The 18,071-nt window shown below is 68.2% G+C and carries 14 protein-coding genes; 8 read left to right on the top strand and 6 right to left on the bottom strand.

Features of this window, described 5'->3' with window-relative positions:
- Positions 1 to 605: 605 nt before the first annotated feature.
- Both ACWA14_RS08920 and holA read left to right on the top strand, forming a co-directional pair.
- Positions 606 to 2,930, top strand: a complete 2,325-nt coding sequence (locus tag ACWA14_RS08920) for a ComEC/Rec2 family competence protein (protein ID WP_463792556.1) — start codon at positions 606 to 608, stop codon at positions 2,928 to 2,930.
- A 9-nt stretch (positions 2,931 to 2,939) separates the two neighbouring features.
- The gene (gene holA, locus ACWA14_RS08915) at positions 2,940 to 3,986 is read left to right on the top strand and encodes a DNA polymerase III subunit delta (protein WP_463792554.1); all 1,047 of its coding nucleotides are present in this window, start codon (positions 2,940 to 2,942) and stop codon (positions 3,984 to 3,986) included.
- 100 nt (positions 3,987 to 4,086) lie between these two features.
- On the opposite strand, the gene rpsT is transcribed toward holA, so the two are convergent.
- The 6 genes from rpsT to ACWA14_RS08885 all read right to left on the bottom strand — a co-directional run bounded on the left by rpsT (position 4,087) and on the right by ACWA14_RS08885 (position 11,008).
- On the bottom strand, positions 4,087 to 4,347 hold the full coding sequence (rpsT, locus tag ACWA14_RS08910; protein ID WP_463792553.1) for a 30S ribosomal protein S20: 261 nt from the start codon (positions 4,345 to 4,347) through the stop codon (positions 4,087 to 4,089).
- A gap of 165 nt (positions 4,348 to 4,512) precedes the next feature.
- On the bottom strand, positions 4,513 to 5,253 hold the full coding sequence (locus ACWA14_RS08905; RefSeq protein WP_463792551.1) for an alpha/beta fold hydrolase: 741 nt from the start codon (positions 5,251 to 5,253) through the stop codon (positions 4,513 to 4,515).
- Between the two features lie 67 nt (positions 5,254 to 5,320).
- Positions 5,321 to 7,033: an ABC transporter family substrate-binding protein gene (locus tag ACWA14_RS08900; protein WP_463792550.1), complete on the bottom strand. Its 1,713-nt coding sequence runs from the start codon at positions 7,031 to 7,033 to the stop codon at positions 5,321 to 5,323.
- A gap of 117 nt (positions 7,034 to 7,150) precedes the next feature.
- Positions 7,151 to 9,094: an ABC transporter ATP-binding protein gene (locus tag ACWA14_RS08895; RefSeq protein ID WP_463792548.1), complete on the bottom strand. Its 1,944-nt coding sequence runs from the start codon at positions 9,092 to 9,094 to the stop codon at positions 7,151 to 7,153.
- Entirely contained in the window at positions 9,091 to 10,023 is a 933-nt protein-coding gene (locus tag ACWA14_RS08890; protein ID WP_463792547.1) for an ABC transporter permease, read from the bottom strand. Before ACWA14_RS08890 ends, ACWA14_RS08895 begins: the two co-directional genes overlap by 4 nt.
- A gap of 1 nt (position 10,024) precedes the next feature.
- Complete coding sequence (locus ACWA14_RS08885) at positions 10,025 to 11,008, bottom strand: ABC transporter permease (RefSeq protein WP_463792545.1); 984 nt, start codon at positions 11,006 to 11,008, stop codon at positions 10,025 to 10,027.
- 239 nt (positions 11,009 to 11,247) lie between these two features.
- Here ACWA14_RS08885 and lepA point away from each other — a divergent pair, with 239 nt between their 5' ends.
- From lepA to ACWA14_RS08855, 6 genes are all read left to right on the top strand, one after another.
- Positions 11,248 to 13,116, top strand: coding sequence for a translation elongation factor 4 (lepA, locus tag ACWA14_RS08880; RefSeq protein WP_463792543.1), 1,869 nt, complete (start codon positions 11,248 to 11,250; stop codon positions 13,114 to 13,116).
- A 72-nt stretch (positions 13,117 to 13,188) separates the two neighbouring features.
- The gene (locus ACWA14_RS08875) at positions 13,189 to 13,842 is read left to right on the top strand and encodes a DUF1990 family protein (protein WP_463792540.1); all 654 of its coding nucleotides are present in this window, start codon (positions 13,189 to 13,191) and stop codon (positions 13,840 to 13,842) included.
- Positions 13,842 to 15,077 carry a radical SAM family heme chaperone HemW gene (gene hemW, locus ACWA14_RS08870; protein ID WP_463792539.1) on the top strand — a complete coding sequence of 412 codons (1,236 nt, stop codon included), beginning with the start codon at positions 13,842 to 13,844 and terminating at the stop codon, positions 15,075 to 15,077. The genes ACWA14_RS08875 and hemW overlap by 1 nt, the downstream gene beginning before the upstream one ends.
- A 58-nt stretch (positions 15,078 to 15,135) precedes the next feature.
- Positions 15,136 to 16,167 carry a heat-inducible transcriptional repressor HrcA gene (gene hrcA / locus ACWA14_RS08865; RefSeq protein ID WP_463792536.1) on the top strand — a complete coding sequence of 344 codons (1,032 nt, stop codon included), beginning with the start codon at positions 15,136 to 15,138 and terminating at the stop codon, positions 16,165 to 16,167.
- A 36-nt stretch (positions 16,168 to 16,203) separates the two neighbouring features.
- Positions 16,204 to 17,316: a molecular chaperone DnaJ gene (dnaJ, locus tag ACWA14_RS08860; protein ID WP_463792535.1), complete on the top strand. Its 1,113-nt coding sequence runs from the start codon at positions 16,204 to 16,206 to the stop codon at positions 17,314 to 17,316.
- A 3-nt stretch (positions 17,317 to 17,319) separates the two neighbouring features.
- Positions 17,320 to 18,048, top strand: coding sequence for a 16S rRNA (uracil(1498)-N(3))-methyltransferase (locus ACWA14_RS08855; protein ID WP_463792534.1), 729 nt, complete (start codon positions 17,320 to 17,322; stop codon positions 18,046 to 18,048).
- The last annotated feature ends 23 nt before the right edge of the window (positions 18,049 to 18,071 follow it).

Here is an 18,071-nt window from a genome sequence, read left to right as displayed (position 1 = left end):
CTTGCTGCCCGATAAGCCACCCTAGTTACACCCATTGCGCACTAGAGTCGTCGGTCTCAGGCAACAGGTTCCAGCAGACTGGGATCAGTGGGGTCTACTTTGCCGGAGTTGCTGACCTTCCGGTCGACGATGTGTTCACGGATGGTCGAGGCGAAGTCGCTCGACGTGTGTTTCGAGCATCGCGAGCGTCTCCATCTTGCGGTCGCCGGTGAGTGGCCGACGGGGTCGCGCTACGCGTCACTTGAGCCTAAGCTCCGCTGTCGCATCCGATGTGTGTGGCTCTGCGTCGGCAGGGGACAGGGTTGTCTTCCGGCACCAGCTCGGGTGCTCCGTCTGAGGCGCTTGCGGGCCGACCGCGATGCGAGAGTTCCCGCGTCATCGAGCGTGTCGGTGATGAGATCAGCAGTGACCTGAGCGGCGGCCTGCAGCGGTCTGCCTGTCGACCGATCTGCACAATGCACGGTTCTCGCCGATTCTCGACGATCGACGGAGTCGTGGCCAGGCGTGCGCATGGCGCGCTCGTACGGTGTTCCGATGTCCGAGACAGTCGAGAAAGACGATCCGAGCGAGACGCTGCTCCTCCGAAGCCGTGACGGGGTGCGTGTGTGAGGCGCGATCTGCGTCTTCTTCCCGTCGCCGGGGGAGTGTGGGCGGCCGCGCTCCTGTGCGTGTTCGCGCCCGCCACGGCGGGGTGGTGTGCGGTCGCGGCGGCGGGTGGAGCGGCCGTCGTAGGCGGGCTCGTGCTGCGATGCGCGCATCGCGCCGCATCCCGTGCCGCGCTCGCGCTCGTCGTGTTCGCCGCGATGGCCGCGGTGTCGATCACGGCCCTGACTGCCGCCCCGGGGAGGGACGGTGCGGCGTCGTGGGACGGTCGCGTGGTCGAGGTGACGGGGGAGGTCACGTCGTCGGCGTCGGTGGGGCGCGATGGGCGGTTGTGGATGGAGGTGCAGCTCACCGGTATCGGGTCGCCGGGTGAGGTGCGGACGGCCGTGGCGCCCGTGCGCATCGGGGTGGAGCCGGGCGACGGGTTCGATCTCGGGGCGGCGGTGCGGGTGACGGGTGAGGCGGTGGCGACGGATGCGGGGGAGAAGGCGGTGCTCGTCGTCTTCGCGATGAAAGCCGTGGTGGATGCGCCGGCCTCCGGGGTGTTCGCGGTCGCCGCCGATGCCCGCAGCGCGTTCATCGATCGGGTGACGCGTCTGCCCGAGCCGGGAGCGGGACTGTTGCCCGGACTCGCGGTCGGTGACACCCGCGCGGTCTCCGAGGAACTCGACGACGACATGCGCACCAGCGGACTCAGCCACCTCACCGCCGTCTCGGGCGCCAACTGCGCGATCGTGGTCGGTGCGGCATTCTGGATGACCGCGCTCTGCGGTGGAGGGCGAGCACTGCGGGTGGTGGTCGCCGCGGTGGCGCTGGCCGGTTTCGTGGTGTTGGTGACTCCCGAGCCCAGCGTGATCCGTGCGGCCGTCGTCGCGGGAGTGGCGATGATCACGGTGCTGCTAGGACGCCCGCGCGCCGGAGCCGGCATGCTTGCCCTCGCCGTCGTGGGGATCCTGGTGGCCGATCCCTGGCTGGCGGCCACGCCCGGCTTCGCGCTGTCGGTGGCCGCGTCCGCCGCGCTGATCCTCTTGGCGCCGCCGCTGACGCGCGGCATGAGTCGGTGGATACCGGAACCGGTCGCCCTGGCCGTCGCCGTGCCGCTCGCGGCCCAGCTCGCGTGCGGCCCGATCATCGCACTGTTCGCCGAACAGCAGTCGCTGATCGGGGTCGCCGCGAACCTGTTGGCTGCTCCGGCCGCACCGCTGGCCACCGTGCTCGGGCTGCTCGCCTGTCTGACGGCTCCGGTCGCACCGGTTGCTGATCTGTTCGCGGCCTCGGCGTGGCTGCCCTCCGCCTGGATCGCCGCGACCGCCACCACCGCGGCCGAACTGCCGCTCGCGCAGATCCTGCTGCCGCCCGGTGTCGGCAGCGCTGTGCTGGTGCTGGTCGTGAGCGTGGCGGCGGCGGTCGTGATCCTGCGGCCGCGGAGCGTCGGACCGCCCCGAGTGATCCCGGTGGCGGCAGTCGTGCGGGGCAGCAGTGCGGGGGTGCTGATCGTGGTGCTGAGCCTCGGCATCTCCACGGCGCTTCTCGACGGGCCGCTCGCGACCGCGACGGTGCCCGAGCGGTGGGCGATCGCCGCCTGCGACATCGGACAGGGAGACGCTCTCGTGGTGCGTTCGGAGGCATCGGTCGCGGTGATCGACACCGGTCCGGAACCTGCCGCCCTCACCTCCTGTCTGCGCTCGCTCGGGATCGATCGGGTCGAACTGCTCGTGCTCACGCACTTCGACGTCGACCACAGCGGCGGCGTCGATGCCCTGCAGGGGCGCGTCGACACGGTGCTGCACGGGCCACCCGCGGAGCCGGACGATCAGCGTGTGCTCGATGTCCTCGCCGCCGGCGGTGCGACGCTCCGCGCTGCCGACGCCGGTCAGCGCGGGCAGCTCGGCGCCAGCGACTGGCGCGTCCTGTGGCCACGGCGGCTGTCGTCGGCATTCCCGCCGGGGAACGACTCCAGCGTCGTCGTCGAGTTCGACGGCGGAGGAGTCCCGAGATCACTGTTCCTGGCAGATCTCTCCGCCGCATCGCAGCGGGTGCTGTTGCGCACCGCCCGACTGGTCGGCGGTTACGCCGTCGTCAAGGTCGCCCACCACGGCAGTGCCGACCAGGAGCCGGCGCTCTATCAGGCACTCGGCGCGACGATCGCGCTGTACAGCGTCGGTGCGGACAACGACTACGGCCATCCACGTCGGGAGACGCTCGATCTGCTGGCATCGACCGGGGCGCAGGCCTTCCGGACGGACGAGCAGGGGAGAATCCTGATCGGCCTGCAGGACGGTGAGCTGCAGGTCTGGACAGAGTCGAGCGTCGGTGCCCCCGGGTAGTCTGGAGGCATGGCTGCTCCGCGTACCTCATCCCGTGGCGGAGCCAAGCCCACCAAGGTTCCTCAGGTGTCGTGGCGCGACCCACGACCGGCACCCGTCGTGCTGGTCTCCGGCCCTGAAGAGGTCTGCGCCGAGCGCGCCATCGCCGGTGTGCGGGACTATCTGCGTGCCGAAGACCCGGCCCTCGAGGTCACCGATGTCCGCGCAGACGACTATGGGCCGGGCACCCTGCTCGCCCTCACCTCGCCGTCTCTGTTCGGGGAACCGCGACTGGTGCGCGTCTCGGGCGTGGAGCGCTGCTCCGACGCGTTCATCCAGGAGGCTGTCTCCTACCTCGACCACCCGCAGGAGGGCGCGACCGTCATCCTGCGCCACACCGGTGCGAGCGTTCGGGGCAAGAAGCTCCTCGACGCGATCCGCGCCGGGACGGGCGGCGGAATCGAGATCGCCTGCCCCGCGATCAAGCGCGACAGCGACCGCGTCGACTTCGCGGCGGGGGAGTTCCGCTCGGCGAAGAAGAAGATCGCTCCGGCGGCACTGCGGGCGCTCGTCTCGGCGTTCACGGATGACCTGACGGAGCTCGCCGCCGCATGCCAGCAGCTGATCGGTGACGTCGAGGGCGACATCACGGAAGACATCGTCACCAAGTACTACGGCGGGCGCGTCGAGGTCTCGGCGTTCGTCGTCGCCGACACCGCCATCGCGGGCCGCTACGGTGAGGCGCTGATCGCGCTGCGTCACGCACTCGCCTCCGGCGCGGACCCGGTGCCGATGGTGGCCGCCTTCGCGATGAAGCTGCGCACGATGGCGCGGGTGGCCGGCAATCGAGAGCCCAGCCGTCAGCTCGCCCAGCGTCTCGGCATGAAGGACTGGCAGGTCGATCGAGCACGACGCGATCTCGCCGGATGGAACGAGCGCTCGCTCGGCATGGCGGTGCAGGCGACGGCCCGGGCAGATGCCGAGGTCAAGGGTGCGGCCCGCGACCCGATCTTCGCGCTCGAGCGCATGGTCACGGTCATCGCGACGCGCCAGGCCTTCGGCGAAGAGCCCGCCTGACGGGCTGTTCACCGCGCGGACGTCACGAGCGCGGCGACACTCGCACACACGAAGAAGGCCCGCTCCGTAACCGGAGCGGGCCTTTCTCAGAAGCGGTGGCTCAGAGAGCTGCGACGTGCTTGGCGAGAGCCGACTTGCGGTTCGACGCCTGGTTCTTGTGCAGGACACCCTTGCTGACGGCCTTGTCGAGCTTGACGGACGCCTTCTTGAAGCTGGCCTCAGCCGCCTTCTTGTCGCCGGCGGTGATGGCCGTGCGGGTGGAGCGGATGAGGGTCTTGAGCTCGCTCTTGACCGCCTTGTTGCGCTCGTTCGCCTTGATGTTGGTCTTGTTGCGCTTGATCTGCGACTTGATGTTTGCCACGTGTGGACGCTTTCTGTACAGGAGTGATTCGGAATGCCGGCAGCAGAAGAGGGCTGTTGCGCGGCGATCGTGAGGGAAGAACCCACACGCAAGCCAAGAACCAACTCTACCAGCAGTGCACCGGTTCGCGCGAAACGGTGAGCGCGGTGGGTCGTCGTCGCACGGTCACGTCGCCTCGGTGGTCGTCGGGACCGCGTCGAGCGTCGCGATCGCGAGCCGCAGCACGGCGTTGAAGATCCGCGGGCGCATCGCCGTCACGAGGTGCGTCGTGCGAGGCACGACGATGAGCTCGGCATGCGGGGCGAGACGGCGGAAGAGAGCTTCGTTCACCCGCAGCTGGTCGTACTGCCCGTTGACGAACCAGAGCGGCACGGTGATGCGCTCGACCGCGGCGGCGATGTCGAGCGTCGCCAGGCTGGCCAGCGCCGAATCCTGTGTGTCGAGCGCATAGCCCCCGGCGGCGAAATCGGCTCGGGTCTCGAGGGGGATGGTCGCGGCGAGCATGCCGCGCGTGATCCACATCCCGCGCCCGGGAAGCGCATCCACGGCCCGGAACAGCATCCGGTAGGCGTGCAGGCCCGCGCCTCGGGGGAGCGACGTGCAGGCGGCCGCGATCAGCCCCGCCACGGGTGTCGGCTTTCCGCCCCCGACGTAGGCGAGGCTGAGGAGTCCGCCCATGGAGTGCCCCACGAGCAGCACAGGGCCGCGTTCGGCCGCGGCGCGCACGGCGACATCGATCGTGTGCAGCGCCTCCTGCAGCGTGAAGTCCTCGTCCATCCGGGTGCCGTGCCCGGGCAGATCCACCGCGGTGCACCCGAAGCCGTGTTCGACGAGGTAGGCGACCTGCGACCGCCACATCGTGGCGGAGGTGCGGATGCCGTGCACGAGGACGATCTGAACACTCACCGCTTCAGCATACGAAAGCGGGGCCGGTGGATGAACCACCGACCCCGCATCCGAGTGACAGGAGTGCTTACTTCTCCCAGCCCACGTTCTCCACCGGCGAGACGCCGAAGAGGTCGAGGCCCACGTAGGGCTCGGGGGTCAGGTTGGCGAGACCGTCCTTCGCCGTGAAGATCGAGGGACCGTTGTAGAGCGGGATGACGCCCCAGGTCTCCTTGATGATCTCCGGCTCGAGCTTCATCGTCGCCGCGGTCCAGTCCTCGGCCGTCGTCTGCGTCTCGACCTCGTTCTTGATCTTCTCGTCGATCTCGGCGGTGCCGGTACCCGAGAGGTTCAGGCTGCTGTCGGAGCAGTAGAGCTGGCAGAAGTACAGCGGACCGAACGGGTCGGAGTCCGTGAAGCGCAGGGAGAAGGCGTCCCAGTTCTTCGTGCTGAAGTCGGTCGAGAAGTCCGCGGGAGCGCGCTTCTCGATCTGCAGGTCGATGCCGACCGCCTTCTGCTGCTGCTGCAGCGCCTTGGCGAGGGCCTCGATGGTCGGGTCATCGCTGTGCACCGGGTACGAGATGGTGAGCTTCTCGCCGTCCTTCTCGCGGATGCCGTCCTCGCCCTCGGTCCAGCCTGCCTCGTCGAGGAGTGCCTTGGCGGCGTCCACATCGAACTTCAGGCCGGCCTCGCCGAACGAGTCCGCGTAGCCTTCCTGGAAGTCGTACATGTTGAGCGAGCCGGCGGCTGCCTCTTCGTAGTCGAGGCCGTTCCAGGCGATCTGCTTCTGCTGATCGATGTCGATCGCCATGAAGAACGCCTCGCGCACCTTGATGTCGTTCAGGACGGGCTTCTCGGCATCGAGGATGACGATCGTCTTCGCGGTCTGCTGCGAACGGTAGGTGACGACGTCTTCCATGTCGGCGACCTGTGCGAGGCGGTCCTTCGTGTTGGTGCCGACGATGTCGATCTCACCGTTCTTGAACGCGTTGATCGAGGCGGCGGCGTCGAGGCCGGTGAAGGTCACCTTGTCGAGCAGCGGCTTGTCGCCCCACCAGTTCTCGTTCGGCTCGAACGTGACCGACTGGCCGTTCAGGTCGAAGTCGGTGAGCTTGTACGGTCCTGCGCCCCACTCGGGGTGCGCGTTCTCGATGTAGGCGGTGTTGAAGACCTCGGCCGAGTTGACGGCCGGGTTCAGGATGCCGTTGAGGAACGGCATCTTCGGCCAGGCGAACTCGCCCTTGAAGGTGACGATGACGTCCTTGTCCGTCTCGCCCTTCGTGACCGACTCGATCTCCTTGTAGCCGTCCGTCGAGCTGGTCTCGTAGGCCTCGTCCTCGCCGCTGTTGGCCTTCCACGTGGTCTCGAACGCGGTGTAGTCGATCGGCGTGCCGTCGTTCCAGACCGCCTTCTCGTTCACCTTCATCGTGATGACGGTCTTGCCGTCCTCCGTGGTGATGTCCCACTCGTCGAGGTATGCGGGGTTCGCCGAGACGTTGCCCTCGGGGTCCATCAGGAACACCTGCGGGTTGTACCACTGCGCGAGGCGCGTCGTGTCGGCGCTGGCGTTGCCGTTGAACGGGTTCATCTGCGGCGTGACCTCGTTGATTCCGAAGTTGACCACGCCGCCCTCCTTCAGGTTCTCGCGGGGCTGCGGGTTGTAGTCCGCGGCCTTCGTCTCCTGGGGCTCGTTGCCGCCGTCGCCTCCGTCGGTGCCGCCGCCCGCTGCGCAACCGCTGATCACGAGTGCGAGAGCGCCGCTGAGGGCGATGATGCCTGTCAGCTTCGTGGTGCTTTTCATGGTGCTCCTTTCGCCTTTCGGCGTAGTCATAAAGGGGAGGTTAGTTCGCTTTCGTCCGAAAGGCTCGGACGCACGAGTGAATATCGCCTAACCGTTATCGGACGGTGACCGGGAGCTTCAGGAGACCAAGGGCTGTGTCGTCATGGTCTTCGCGTCGAAGACGACGCGCTGCCTCGTGCGCTCGATATCCGGGTCGGGAACCGGGATCGCCGACAGGAGTGCCCTCGTGTACGGATGCTGCGGGTTGTCGAAGACCTCGTCGACGTCGCCGTGCTCTACGAACTCGCCCAGATACATCACGGCCACGCGGTCGGCGATGTGCCGGACCACGGACAGATCGTGCGCGACGAACAGGTACGAGAGGCCGAGCTTGACCTTGAGCTCGTCGAGCAGGTTGATCACGCCCGCCTGGATCGAGACGTCGAGCGCGGAGACCGGCTCGTCGAGCACCACGATCTTCGGGTTGGTCGACAGCGCCCGGGCGATGCCGATGCGCTGACGCTGCCCGCCCGAGAACGCGCTCGGGAAGCGATCGAGGTGGGCAGGGTTGAGTCCGACGAGGTCCATCAACTCCTGCACGCGCACGTAGGCATCGGCGCGGGAGGTCCCGATCGCGATCATCGGCTCGGCGATGATGTCGGCCACCGTCATGCGGGGGTCGAGCGCGGCCATCGGGTCCTGGAACACGATCTGGATGTCGCGTCGGAGTTCGCGCTCCTGGCGACCGCTCGTGATGTCGCCGACACTCGTGCCCGCGATCACGATGTCGCCGTCGACCTGCTTCTCGAAGTCCATGATCTGCAGCAGGGTCGTGGTCTTGCCGGAGCCCGACTCGCCCACGATGGCCATGGTCTCGCCTTCGCGGACATCGAAGCTGATGCCCTTGACGGCGTGGACCTCTCCGACCTTGCGCTTGAACACCGCCCCCTTCATGAGGGGGAAGGTCTTGGTCATGTTGCGGACCTCGAGGGTGGTCGGGCGCTCGTCGCGCGGCGTGCGCGTGAGCTCGCTCTCCGGGATGACCGGGACCGGGTACACGGGAAGACCGCCGATCAGGCCGCCGTCCTCGATCTCGTTCGCGCGGATGCAGGCCGCGCTGTGCGCGGTGCTCGTGTCGGTGGACACGGGGAGCAGCTCGGGCTCCTTGGTCAGGCACGCGTCCATGACGATCGGGCAGCGGTCGGCGAAGGGGCACGCGTCCGGCAGGCCGATCAGCAACGGCGGGTTGCCCTTGATGGGCACGAGCGGCTGCTTCTCGGCCTTGTCGACGCGGGGGATCGCCCCCAGCAGGCCGATCGAGTACGGCATCCGCGTGCGGTGGAACAGCTCGCGGGACTCCGCGTGCTCCACGGGCTTGCCGGCGTACATGACGATCACGTCGTCGGCCGTGCGCGCCACCACGCCGAGGTCGTGCGTGATCATGATGACCGCGGCGCCGGTCTCGCCCTGCGCCTTCTCGATGAGGTCGAGGATCTGCGCCTGGATCGTGACGTCGAGCGCGGTGGTCGGCTCGTCGCAGATGATGAGCTTCGGGTTGTTCGCCATCGCGATCGCGATCACGACGCGCTGACGCATACCGCCCGAGAACTCGTGCGGGAAAGCCTTCATGCGCTTCTCCGGCTCGGGGATGCCGACCAGGGAGAGCAGCTCGACCGAGCGGTCCCAGGACTCCTTCTTGGAGAGCTTGCGGTGCACGGTCAGCGCTTCCACGAGCTGGTCGCCGATCGTGAAGACCGGCGTCAGCGACGTGAGCGGGTCCTGGAACACCATCGTCATGCCGTTGCCGCGGATCGTCGACATCTGCTTGTCGGTCTTGCCGAGGAGCTCCTCGCCGTCGAACACGACGGATCCGGTGATCTTGGCGTTGTCGTCGAGCAGACCCATGATGGCGAGCGAGGTGACGGACTTGCCCGACCCCGACTCGCCGACGATGCCGAGGGTCTTGCCCGCCTGCAGGTCGAAGGAGACGCCGCGGACGGCGTCGACGCGACCGGCCTCGGACGGGAAGCTGACGTGGAGATCGCGGACGGACAGGACAGTGGATGCAGGTGTGGTGCTCATGCGCGGCCTCCAGCCGCTGACGTGGGATCGAGGGCGTCGCGCAGGCCGTCGGCGACGAGGGCCATCGAGACGGTGAGCAGGGTGAGCGCTGCCGCGGGGAAGTAGAAGACCCAGGGGGCGCTGGTGATGGTGTTGGCGCCGCTGCCGATCAGCGAGCCGAGCGAGACATCCGGGATCTTCACGCCGAAGCCGATGAAGGAGAGCCCGGTCTCGGTGATCACGGCCGCCACGACCCCCAGCGTGAAGTTGATCACGAGGAGCGAGCCGATGTTGGGCAGCAGATGACGGAGCACGATCTTCATGCCGCGCACGCCCATGTAGCGCGCCGCGTGCACGTACTCGCGCTCGCGCAGCGAGAGCGCCATGGTCCAGATCACCCTCGCCTGGAAGAACCAGCCGACGAAGATCAGCGCGAGGGCGATGACCCGCCAGTCCCCACCGGCGCTGTTGGAGACGAGCGCGAGGATCAGGAACGTCGGGATCACCATCAGGAAGTGGATGACCAGGAGCGTCCCGCGCTCGAGACGACCTCCGAAGTAGGCCGCGGCCGTGCCGACGATCGCCGAGATCGCGGTCGTGCCGATCGAGACGGTCACGGCGATCATGAGGGAGCGCTGAAGCCCGATCGAGACCTGCGCGAACAGGTCGTTCCCGGCCGGCGTCGTGCCGAACCAGTGCTCGGCCGAGGGGCCGGTGCCGAGGTTCAGGAAGTCGAGGTAGATGTGGTCGTACTTCGCCACCAGCGGGCCGACGATCGAGAACAGCACCAGGGCGAGGAAGATGATGACACCGAAGACCGCCGGGCGGTTGCGCATGAACCGGCGGTAGTAGAGCCCGAACACGGACGTGCGCTTGCGCTGCGCGATGACCGGTGCGGCAATCTCCGACTGCTCGGGGTGGAGCGTCGGGTCGATCATTTCGGTGCTCATGTCAGCTCACTCTCACTCGAGGATCGAGGACGACGACGGCGATGTCCGCCAGGATCGCGCCGATGGCGGTGAGCACGGCGCCGAAGGCCGCGATCGCCACGACGCCGTGCACGTCGTTCTTGCCGATGGTGTCGACGAAGTACTTGCCCATCCCGTTCCAGCCGAAGATCGTCTCGGTGAGGATGGCGCCGGTGAACACGGTCGGGATCGTGAACGCGAGCTGCGTGGCGACCGGGATCAGCGAGGGACGCAGGGCGTGCTTGCGGATGGCCTGCTGCTTGGTGAGGCCCTTGGCGCGCGCGGTGCGCACGTAGTCCGCCTTGATGTTGTCCAGCAGCAGCGACCGCTGCAGCAGGTGGTAGCTCGCGTATCCGGTGAGCACGAGGGCGATCGTCGGCAACGTGAGGTGCTGGAACTTGTCGACGATGTAGGGGATGAACCCCTCGACGTCTTTGCCGCCGGCCCCCGTCACGTAGAAGATGCGGACGCCGACCCACTCGTTGAAGGCGATCGCCAGGAGGACGATCCCGAGCGCGGCGACCACGATCGGGATGTTCATCGTGATGATCGAGGTGGCCTGACCGATGCGGTCGCCGAGCTTGTACTGACGCGACGCGGTGTAGACGCCGAGGCCGATCCCGAGGAGGGCGCCGAGGATGGTCGCGCCGATCACGAGTTCGCCCGAGATCAGGGCGCGGTAGGCGATCTGCGCATTCACCGACTGACCCACAGGACTCTGACCCCAGTCCCACCGGAACAGGATGCCGCTGAACCACACCCACCAGCGCTCCAGGAGCGGCACGGTGTCGCTGAGATTGAGCGGTTCGAGCATCCGCGTGATCTCGTCGGTGGAGAGCGGGGGTCGGCGCCCGACGTAGTTGCTCCGCGGATCCAGGAACGACCAGGCCAGGAAGTACGTGACGTTGGTCGCGACCACGATCATGAGCAGCCAGCCGAGTGAGCGGCGCACGAGATACTTGATCAAGGTGATGAGTCTTTCTCTTCTCCAGACGCGCGCGGTTCTGCCGACGCAACGCTGAGCCGGGGAGACAGTCAATCACCATCTGCCGTTCTGCGCGACGTGACGCCCCACGTGGTCTGTGACGGAGTCCTATCGCCCACGGGATTCGGTGTCACGAATTGGTCCCGGGCAACTTCGGGAGACTACCACCCAGAAGTGGGGGAATCTGCATTGGCCGCGCCTCACCGTAGAATCGACGGGACATGTCACCACGCGCTCTCACTCCGCTTCAGCCTGCCGCGACGCCCGCGAAGCAGATCCGCAACTTCTGCATCATCGCCCACATCGATCACGGCAAGTCGACCCTCGCCGACCGCATGCTCCAGATCACGGGTGTGGTCTCGGATCGAGACATGCGCGCGCAGTACCTCGACCGGATGGACATCGAGCGCGAGCGCGGCATCACCATCAAGAGCCAGGCCGTCCGGATGCCGTGGGCCCTTCCTCAGGCGCAGGGACCGGACGAAGTGTTCGCGCTCAACATGATCGACACCCCGGGACACGTCGACTTCACGTACGAGGTCTCCCGGTCGCTCGCGGCGTGCGAGGGAGCGATCCTGCTCGTCGACGCCGCGCAGGGCATCGAGGCGCAGACGCTCGCGAACCTCTACCTCGCCCTCGAGAACGATCTGCACATCATCCCGGTGCTGAACAAGATCGACCTTCCGGCCGCCGACCCGGAGAAGTACGCCAAGGAGCTCGCCTCCCTCATCGGCGGAAAGCCGGAAGACGTGCTGCGTGTCTCCGGCAAGACGGGCGTCGGCGTGGAAGAGCTGCTCGACCGTCTCGTGAAGGAGATCCCGGCCCCGGTGGGCGACGCCGACGCTCCGGCGCGCGCCATGATCTTCGACTCGGTCTACGACGCCTACCGCGGCGTGGTCACCTACGTCCGTATGGTCGACGGCAGCCTGTCGCCCCGCGAACGCATCCAGATGATGTCGACGGGCGCGACCCACGAAGCACTCGAGGTCGGCGTGTCGAGCCCCGAGCCGGTGCCCTCCCAGGGGCTGGGCGTCGGCGAGGTCGGCTACCTCATCACGGGCGTGAAGGACGTGCGTCTGTCGAAGGTCGGCGACACGATCACCACGGCGCGCAAGCCGTCGACCCAGCCGCTCCCGGGATACACCGACCCGAAGCCGATGGTCTTCTCGGGCCTCTACCCGATCGACGGCAGCGACTACGCGGAGCTGCGGGAGGCGCTCGACAAGCTCAAGCTCTCCGACGCGTCCCTGGCGTACGAGCCCGAGACCTCGGTCGCTCTCGGCTTCGGGTTCCGCTGCGGATTCCTCGGCCTGCTGCACCTCGAGATCATCACGGAGCGCCTCGAGCGCGAGTTCGGGCTCGACCTGATCACCACCGCGCCGAGCGTGATCTACGAGGTGCTCACCTCCGACACCGGCGAGACGGTCTCGGTGACGAACCCCAGCGAGTACCCGGACGGCCGCATCGGCTCGGTCTCCGAGCCCATGGTGAAGGCCGCGATCCTGCTGCCGAAGGACTACGTCGGCACGGTCATGGAACTCTGCCAGTCGCGCCGCGGCACTCTGCTGGGCATGGAGTACTTCTCCGAGGAGCGCGTCGAGCTGCGGTACAACATGCCGCTCGGCGAGATCGTCTTCGACTTCTTCGATCAGCTCAAGTCGAAGACGCAGGGGTACGCCTCGCTCGACTACGAGCCCTCCGGGCAGCAGGAAGCCGATCTGGTGAAGGTCGACATCCTGCTCCAGGGTGAGAAGGTCGACGCCTTCAGCTCGATCGTGCACCGCGAGAAGGCGTACGCGTACGGCACGCTCATGACGGAGCGGCTGCGCAAACTCATCCCTCGTCAGAACTTCGAGGTGCCGATCCAGGCGGCCATCGGCGCCAGGATCATCGCGCGGGAGACCATCCGTGCGCTCCGCAAGGACGTGCTCGCCAAGTGCTACGGCGGTGACATCAGCCGCAAGCGCAAGCTCCTCGAGAAGCAGAAGGAGGGCAAGAAGCGCATGAAGATGGTCGGTCGCGTCGAGGTCCCCCAGGAGGCGTTCATCGCCGCGCTCTCGGGTGACGTCGACGGCAAGGACAAGAAGTAGGCGCACCCGCGCACCCGACCCCGTACGACGATGCGGGTGACCACTCAGGCAACCCCCAGTAGGCTGGAACTCATGCGGCGCGGGACTTTCCGAGACGACACGGTGAACTATGCGGCCGTGGGTGCGACCCACGCGCCCGATCTGATGCAGTATCCGCCGGAGCGCAGCGTTCCCGCTGAGCAGTCCTGGCGGATCGGCAGTGGACTCGAACGCTTCCAGACGGCCGGCGAGGCGCTCCTCTCCTGGACCGCGCAGCGGGCGTCAGGACTCAGCATCGAGGATGTGCGGCCCGCTCCCGGTCCGGCCTATGCCGGCGTGAGCTTCGATGCCGAGGGCAACCCCATCGCTCCGAGCAAGCACGACGTCGAGCCCCGCTACGACGCCGAGGGCACGCCCTTCGTCGGCCCCGGCATGACGCTGCACCTGCGCGGACGCGTGGGCAGCATGCGCGCCGATGCGGAGCTGCGCGTCATCTCGGTCACCGAGGAGACGCGGCGGATCGGCTTCGTCCTCGGGACGGTCGGCGGTTCGGTCGTCAGCGGCGAGGAGTCGTTCGACGTCGAATGGCGCGAGGACAACGACGAAGTGTGGTTCACGGTCCGCGCCTTCGACGCGCCCGACTCCCTGCTCTATCGCGTGATCCCTCCGCTCGTGAAGCGTCGGCGTCGCGAGCTGTTCGCCCGCTATCTGCGGGCGATCTCGCCGCTGTACGCGACACCCCTCTGATGGCGGGACCGCTTCCGCTGGGCGATCCTGCTCCGACCGACGGCCGTCTTCCCGACGACCTTCCGATCGACACGTCCGTCCCCTTCTCGGCATATCTGCACATCCCGTTCTGCCGGGTGCGCTGCGGCTACTGCGACTTCAACACCTACACGGCGAGTGAACTGCACGGCGCCAAGCAGGAGGACTACGCCTCCACCCTGGTGTCCGAGATCGCGCTCGCTCGACGCGTGCTCGAAGACGCGGGAGCGCTCCGTCCCCTGGACACGGTGTTCTTCGGCGGCGGCACCCCGACCCTCCTGCCGGCCGCCGACCTGGCGCGGATGCTCGACACCGCGGTGTCCGCGTTCGGCATCGTCGAGGGCGCCGAGGTCACCGTCGAGGCGAACCCCGACACCGTGACTCCGGAGGTGGCACGCATCCTGGCGGATGCCGGCGTCACTCGCATGTCCATCGGCATGCAGTCGGCCGTGCCGCACGTGCTCGCGGCGCTCGACCGCACTCACCAGCCGGAGAACGTCCGCACGGCTGTCGATGCGGCGAGGGACGCAGGCCTCGCGGTGAGCGTCGACCTGATCTACGGGGCACCGGGGGAGTCGCTGGCCGATTGGGAGGCCTCTCTCGACGAGGCGCTCGCGCTCGAATCCGACCACATCTCCGCGTATGCGCTGATCATCGAGGACGGCACCAAACTCGCGCGTCAGATCCGCCGGGGCGAGGTGCCGCGGCCGGACGACGACCTCCAGGCCGACATGTACGAGCTCGCCGATGCCCGTCTCGCCGCTGCCGGCTTCGACTGGTACGAGGTCAGCAACTGGGCGCGTCCGACGACGGACGGGTCTGCCGCGGGGAATCAGTCTCGACACAACCTCGCGTACTGGCGCGGAAACGACTGGTGGGGCTTCGGGCCGGGAGCACACAGCCACGTCGCCGGTCTTCGCTGGTGGAACGTGAAGCACCCGGCGGCGTACGCCCAGCGTCTCGGCGCGTCCGAATCGCCCGCCGCCGGCACCGAGCGCCCGGACCCCGCGGCCGACCTGCTGGAGCGCGTCCTGCTCCGCAGCCGCCTGTCGGAGGGCATGGCGGTCGCCGAGCTGCCCGCGGGGAACCGCTCGCGCGTCGCCGGACTCATCGCCGACGGCCTCGTCGATGCCGCAGCCGCACTGCGCGGACGGGTGATCCTGACCCTGCGCGGACGTCTGCTGGCGGACGCCGTGGTCCGGGAACTGACCGACTGAGCGCGGCCGGGGTAGAATTGGCACTCCGAGTATCCGAGTGCCAGCGGAAGGGAAGTCGATGGTCACTGATCGAGGACTCCAGGTTCTCCGCGCGATCGTGCAGGACTACGTCGAGACCCACGAACCCGTCGGCAGCCGCTCCATCGTCGACCGGCACTCCTTCGGCGTCTCGGCGGCGACGATCCGCAACGACATGGCCCTGCTCGAGGACGAGGAGTTGATCGTCGCGCCGCACACCTCATCCGGGCGCGTGCCGACCGACAAGGGCTACCGGGTCTTCGTCAATCACCTCGCCCAGCTGCGACCGCTGTCGTCGGCTCAGCGCTCCGCGATCGAGTCGTTCCTCGGCGAACCCGCTGATCTCGACGATCTGATGGTGCGCACGGTCCGCGTGCTGACCCAGCTGACCGGCCAGGTCGCGCTCGCCCAGTACCCGTCGTTCGCGCGCGCGCACGTGACGCACATCGAACTGGTGGGGTTGGCGCCCAACCGGCTGCTGATCGTGCTGGTGACGGACGCCGGCGGGGTCTCCCAGCGCATCGCCCCGCTCCCGGTCGACCTCGACGAGACCGACCTCGCCATGCTGCGCGCTCGCCTCTCGGCGCTTGTCACCGGGCAGGCGATCAGCGACGCCTCGGATCGCCTGCAGACCCTGCTCGACGGCGAGGTGACGCCGAACGATCGCGCGCTGCATGCGGTGGCTGCGGTCGTGATGGACGAACTCGGCGAGTTCCGTCAGGAGCGTCTGGTGATGGCCGGCGCCGCCACCCTGGCGCGACGGGAACAGGACTTCCGCGGCAGCATCCATCCGCTCCTGGAGGCGATCGAAGAGCAGGTGACCCTGCTGCGGCTGATGAGCGAGATGGTCACCGACGAGCACGGCCTCGCCGCGAGCATCGGAACCGAGAACGCGTCGTTCGGTCTCGGTGAGGCCTCCATCGTGACCAGCAACTACGCCGCGCCGAGCGGCATGGCGCGCGTCGGCGTCATGGGCCCGACGCGCATGGACTATCCGAGCAACCTCGCTGCGGCACGGGCGGTCGCCCGCTACCTCACGCGGATGCTCGATGAAGACGAGGCGAGCCGCTGACGCGGCTCCCGATGAGACACACGCAGAAAGGCGATTGTGGCGGACCATTATGAGGTTCTCGGGGTTTCCCGGGACGCGTCCATCGATGACATCAAGAAGGCCTACCGGCGGCTCGCGCGGCAGTTGCACCCGGATGTGAATCCGGGGGAGGACGCCGCGGAGAAGTTCAAGCTCGTCACGCACGCCTACGACGTGCTGAGCGACGACGAATCGCGTCGACGCTACGACATGGGCGGTGGTGACGGCGCGGCGGGCAACTTCGGAGGCTTCGGCGGGTTCGGCGACATCTTCGAGACCTTCTTCGGGGCGGCCCAGGGCGGCGGACGAGGCGGTCGACCGCGTTCGCGTCGGGAGCGCGGTCAGGATGCGCTCGTGCGTGTCACGCTCGATCTCGGCGATGTCGTCTTCGGCGCGCATCGCGACATCGAGGTCGACACGGCGATCCTCTGCGAGACCTGCCAGGGATCGTGCTGCCAGGCGGGCACCTCGCCGGTCACCTGCGACATCTGCGGCGGGTCCGGTCATGTGCAGCGCCAGGTGCGCAGCCTGCTGGGCAACGTCGTCACCTCCCAGCCCTGCGGTACGTGTGAGGGCTACGGCACGACGATCCCGTACCCGTGCGGCACGTGCGGCGGTCAGGGGCGGGTGCGCTCGCGTCGGACCGTCTCGCTCGACATCCCCGCCGGTGTCGAGACCGGTCTGCGTCTCCAGCTCCCGGGTTCGGGGGAGGTCGGCAAGGCCGGCGGCCCGCACGGCGACCTGTACGTCGAGGTCACGGTCAACCCGCACGCGGCGTTCAGCCGCGACGGCGACGACCTGCTCGCCACCCTCGAGGTGTCGATGACCGATGCGATCCTCGGCACCGAGACCGCGATCGAGGGCCTCGACGGATCCGTCGACCTCGAGATCCGCCCCGGCGTGCAGTCCGGCGACGTGCTGACCATCAAGGGTCGCGGCATCACGCCGCTGCGCGGTACCCAGCGCGGAGACCTGCGGGTCGGCGTGCAGGTGGTGACGCCGACCAGGCTCGACTCGGCACAGCGTGCGCTGATCGAGGACTTCGCGAAGAAGGCCAAGGCGCCGGGACCGCAGCTGGCGCAGTTCCAGCAGGGCCTGTTCTCGAAGCTCCGCGACCGTTTCCGGCACTGATCCATGGCGCTGCACTTTCTCGTCGCGACCGCGACGGATGCCGCGGTGGGCGATGTCGTGTCGTTGACCGGGGCCGAGGCGAAGCACGCCGCGGTCGTGCGGCGTCTGCGCGTGGGCGAGACCATCACGCTGGGCGACGGTGCAGGCGTCTGGCTCTCCGGTGTGACCGAGGCGGTGTCGCCCGCGCAGGTCGAGGTGCGCATCTCCGAGCGCACCGTGCAGCAGGGGGCGAAACCGCGCGTGATCCTCGTGCAGGCTCTCGCGAAAGGCGACCGCGACGAGCTCGCGGTGCAGGCCGCGTGCGAGCTCGGCGTCGACGAGGTCGTGCCCTGGCAGGCGAGTCGCAGCGTCTCGCGGTGGGAAGGCGCCAAGGCGCTGAAGGGCCGGGAGCGCTGGTCGTCGATCGTGCGCGAAGCGGCGAAGCAGGCCCACCGGGCCTGGATCCCCCTGGTCGAGGTGCCCGTGACGACAGGGCAGCTGGCCGAGCGGGCCGGCGGCGAGCGGATGCTGGTGCTCGATCCCGGCGCGTCTCAGCGTCTGACCGACATCGAGCCGGACGGCCGCGACATCGTGCTCGTGGTGGGTCCGGAGGGCGGGATCGCGCCGGAGGAGCTGGCGCGACTGACCGCAGCCGGCGCCGAGCGCGTGCTGCTGGGCGACACCGTGCTGCGGACCTCGACGGCGGGACCGGCGGCCATCGCCGTGCTGTCGGCGAGTCTCGGTCGCTGGTGAGCGCATCCACGTCGCCCGCTCCG

The sequence above is a fragment of the Microbacterium sp. TW_SC_2 genome (assembly GCF_055361165.1).
Note: the sequence above shows the minus strand (reverse complement) of the source record. Positions and strands in the feature narration are given on the sequence as shown.

What these genes read in the sequence shown, in the direction of transcription:
- lepA (WP_463792543.1), top strand. Translation starts at nt 11,248, where the DNA reads ATGTCACCACGCGCTCTCACTCCGCTTCAGCCTGCCGCGACGCCCGCG.
- ACWA14_RS08900 (WP_463792550.1), bottom strand. Translation starts at nt 7,033, where the DNA reads ATGAAAAGCACCACGAAGCTGACAGGCATCATCGCCCTCAGCGGCGCT.
- ACWA14_RS08890 (WP_463792547.1), bottom strand. Translation starts at nt 10,023, where the DNA reads ATGAGCACCGAAATGATCGACCCGACGCTCCACCCCGAGCAGTCGGAG.
- hemW (WP_463792539.1), top strand. Translation starts at nt 13,842, where the DNA reads ATGGCGGGACCGCTTCCGCTGGGCGATCCTGCTCCGACCGACGGCCGT.
- ACWA14_RS08895 (WP_463792548.1), bottom strand. Translation starts at nt 9,094, where the DNA reads ATGAGCACCACACCTGCATCCACTGTCCTGTCCGTCCGCGATCTCCAC.
- ACWA14_RS08875 (WP_463792540.1), top strand. Translation starts at nt 13,189, where the DNA reads ATGCGGCGCGGGACTTTCCGAGACGACACGGTGAACTATGCGGCCGTG.
- hrcA (WP_463792536.1), top strand. Translation starts at nt 15,136, where the DNA reads ATGGTCACTGATCGAGGACTCCAGGTTCTCCGCGCGATCGTGCAGGAC.
- holA (WP_463792554.1), top strand. Translation starts at nt 2,940, where the DNA reads ATGGCTGCTCCGCGTACCTCATCCCGTGGCGGAGCCAAGCCCACCAAG.
- ACWA14_RS08855 (WP_463792534.1), top strand. Translation starts at nt 17,320, where the DNA reads ATGGCGCTGCACTTTCTCGTCGCGACCGCGACGGATGCCGCGGTGGGC.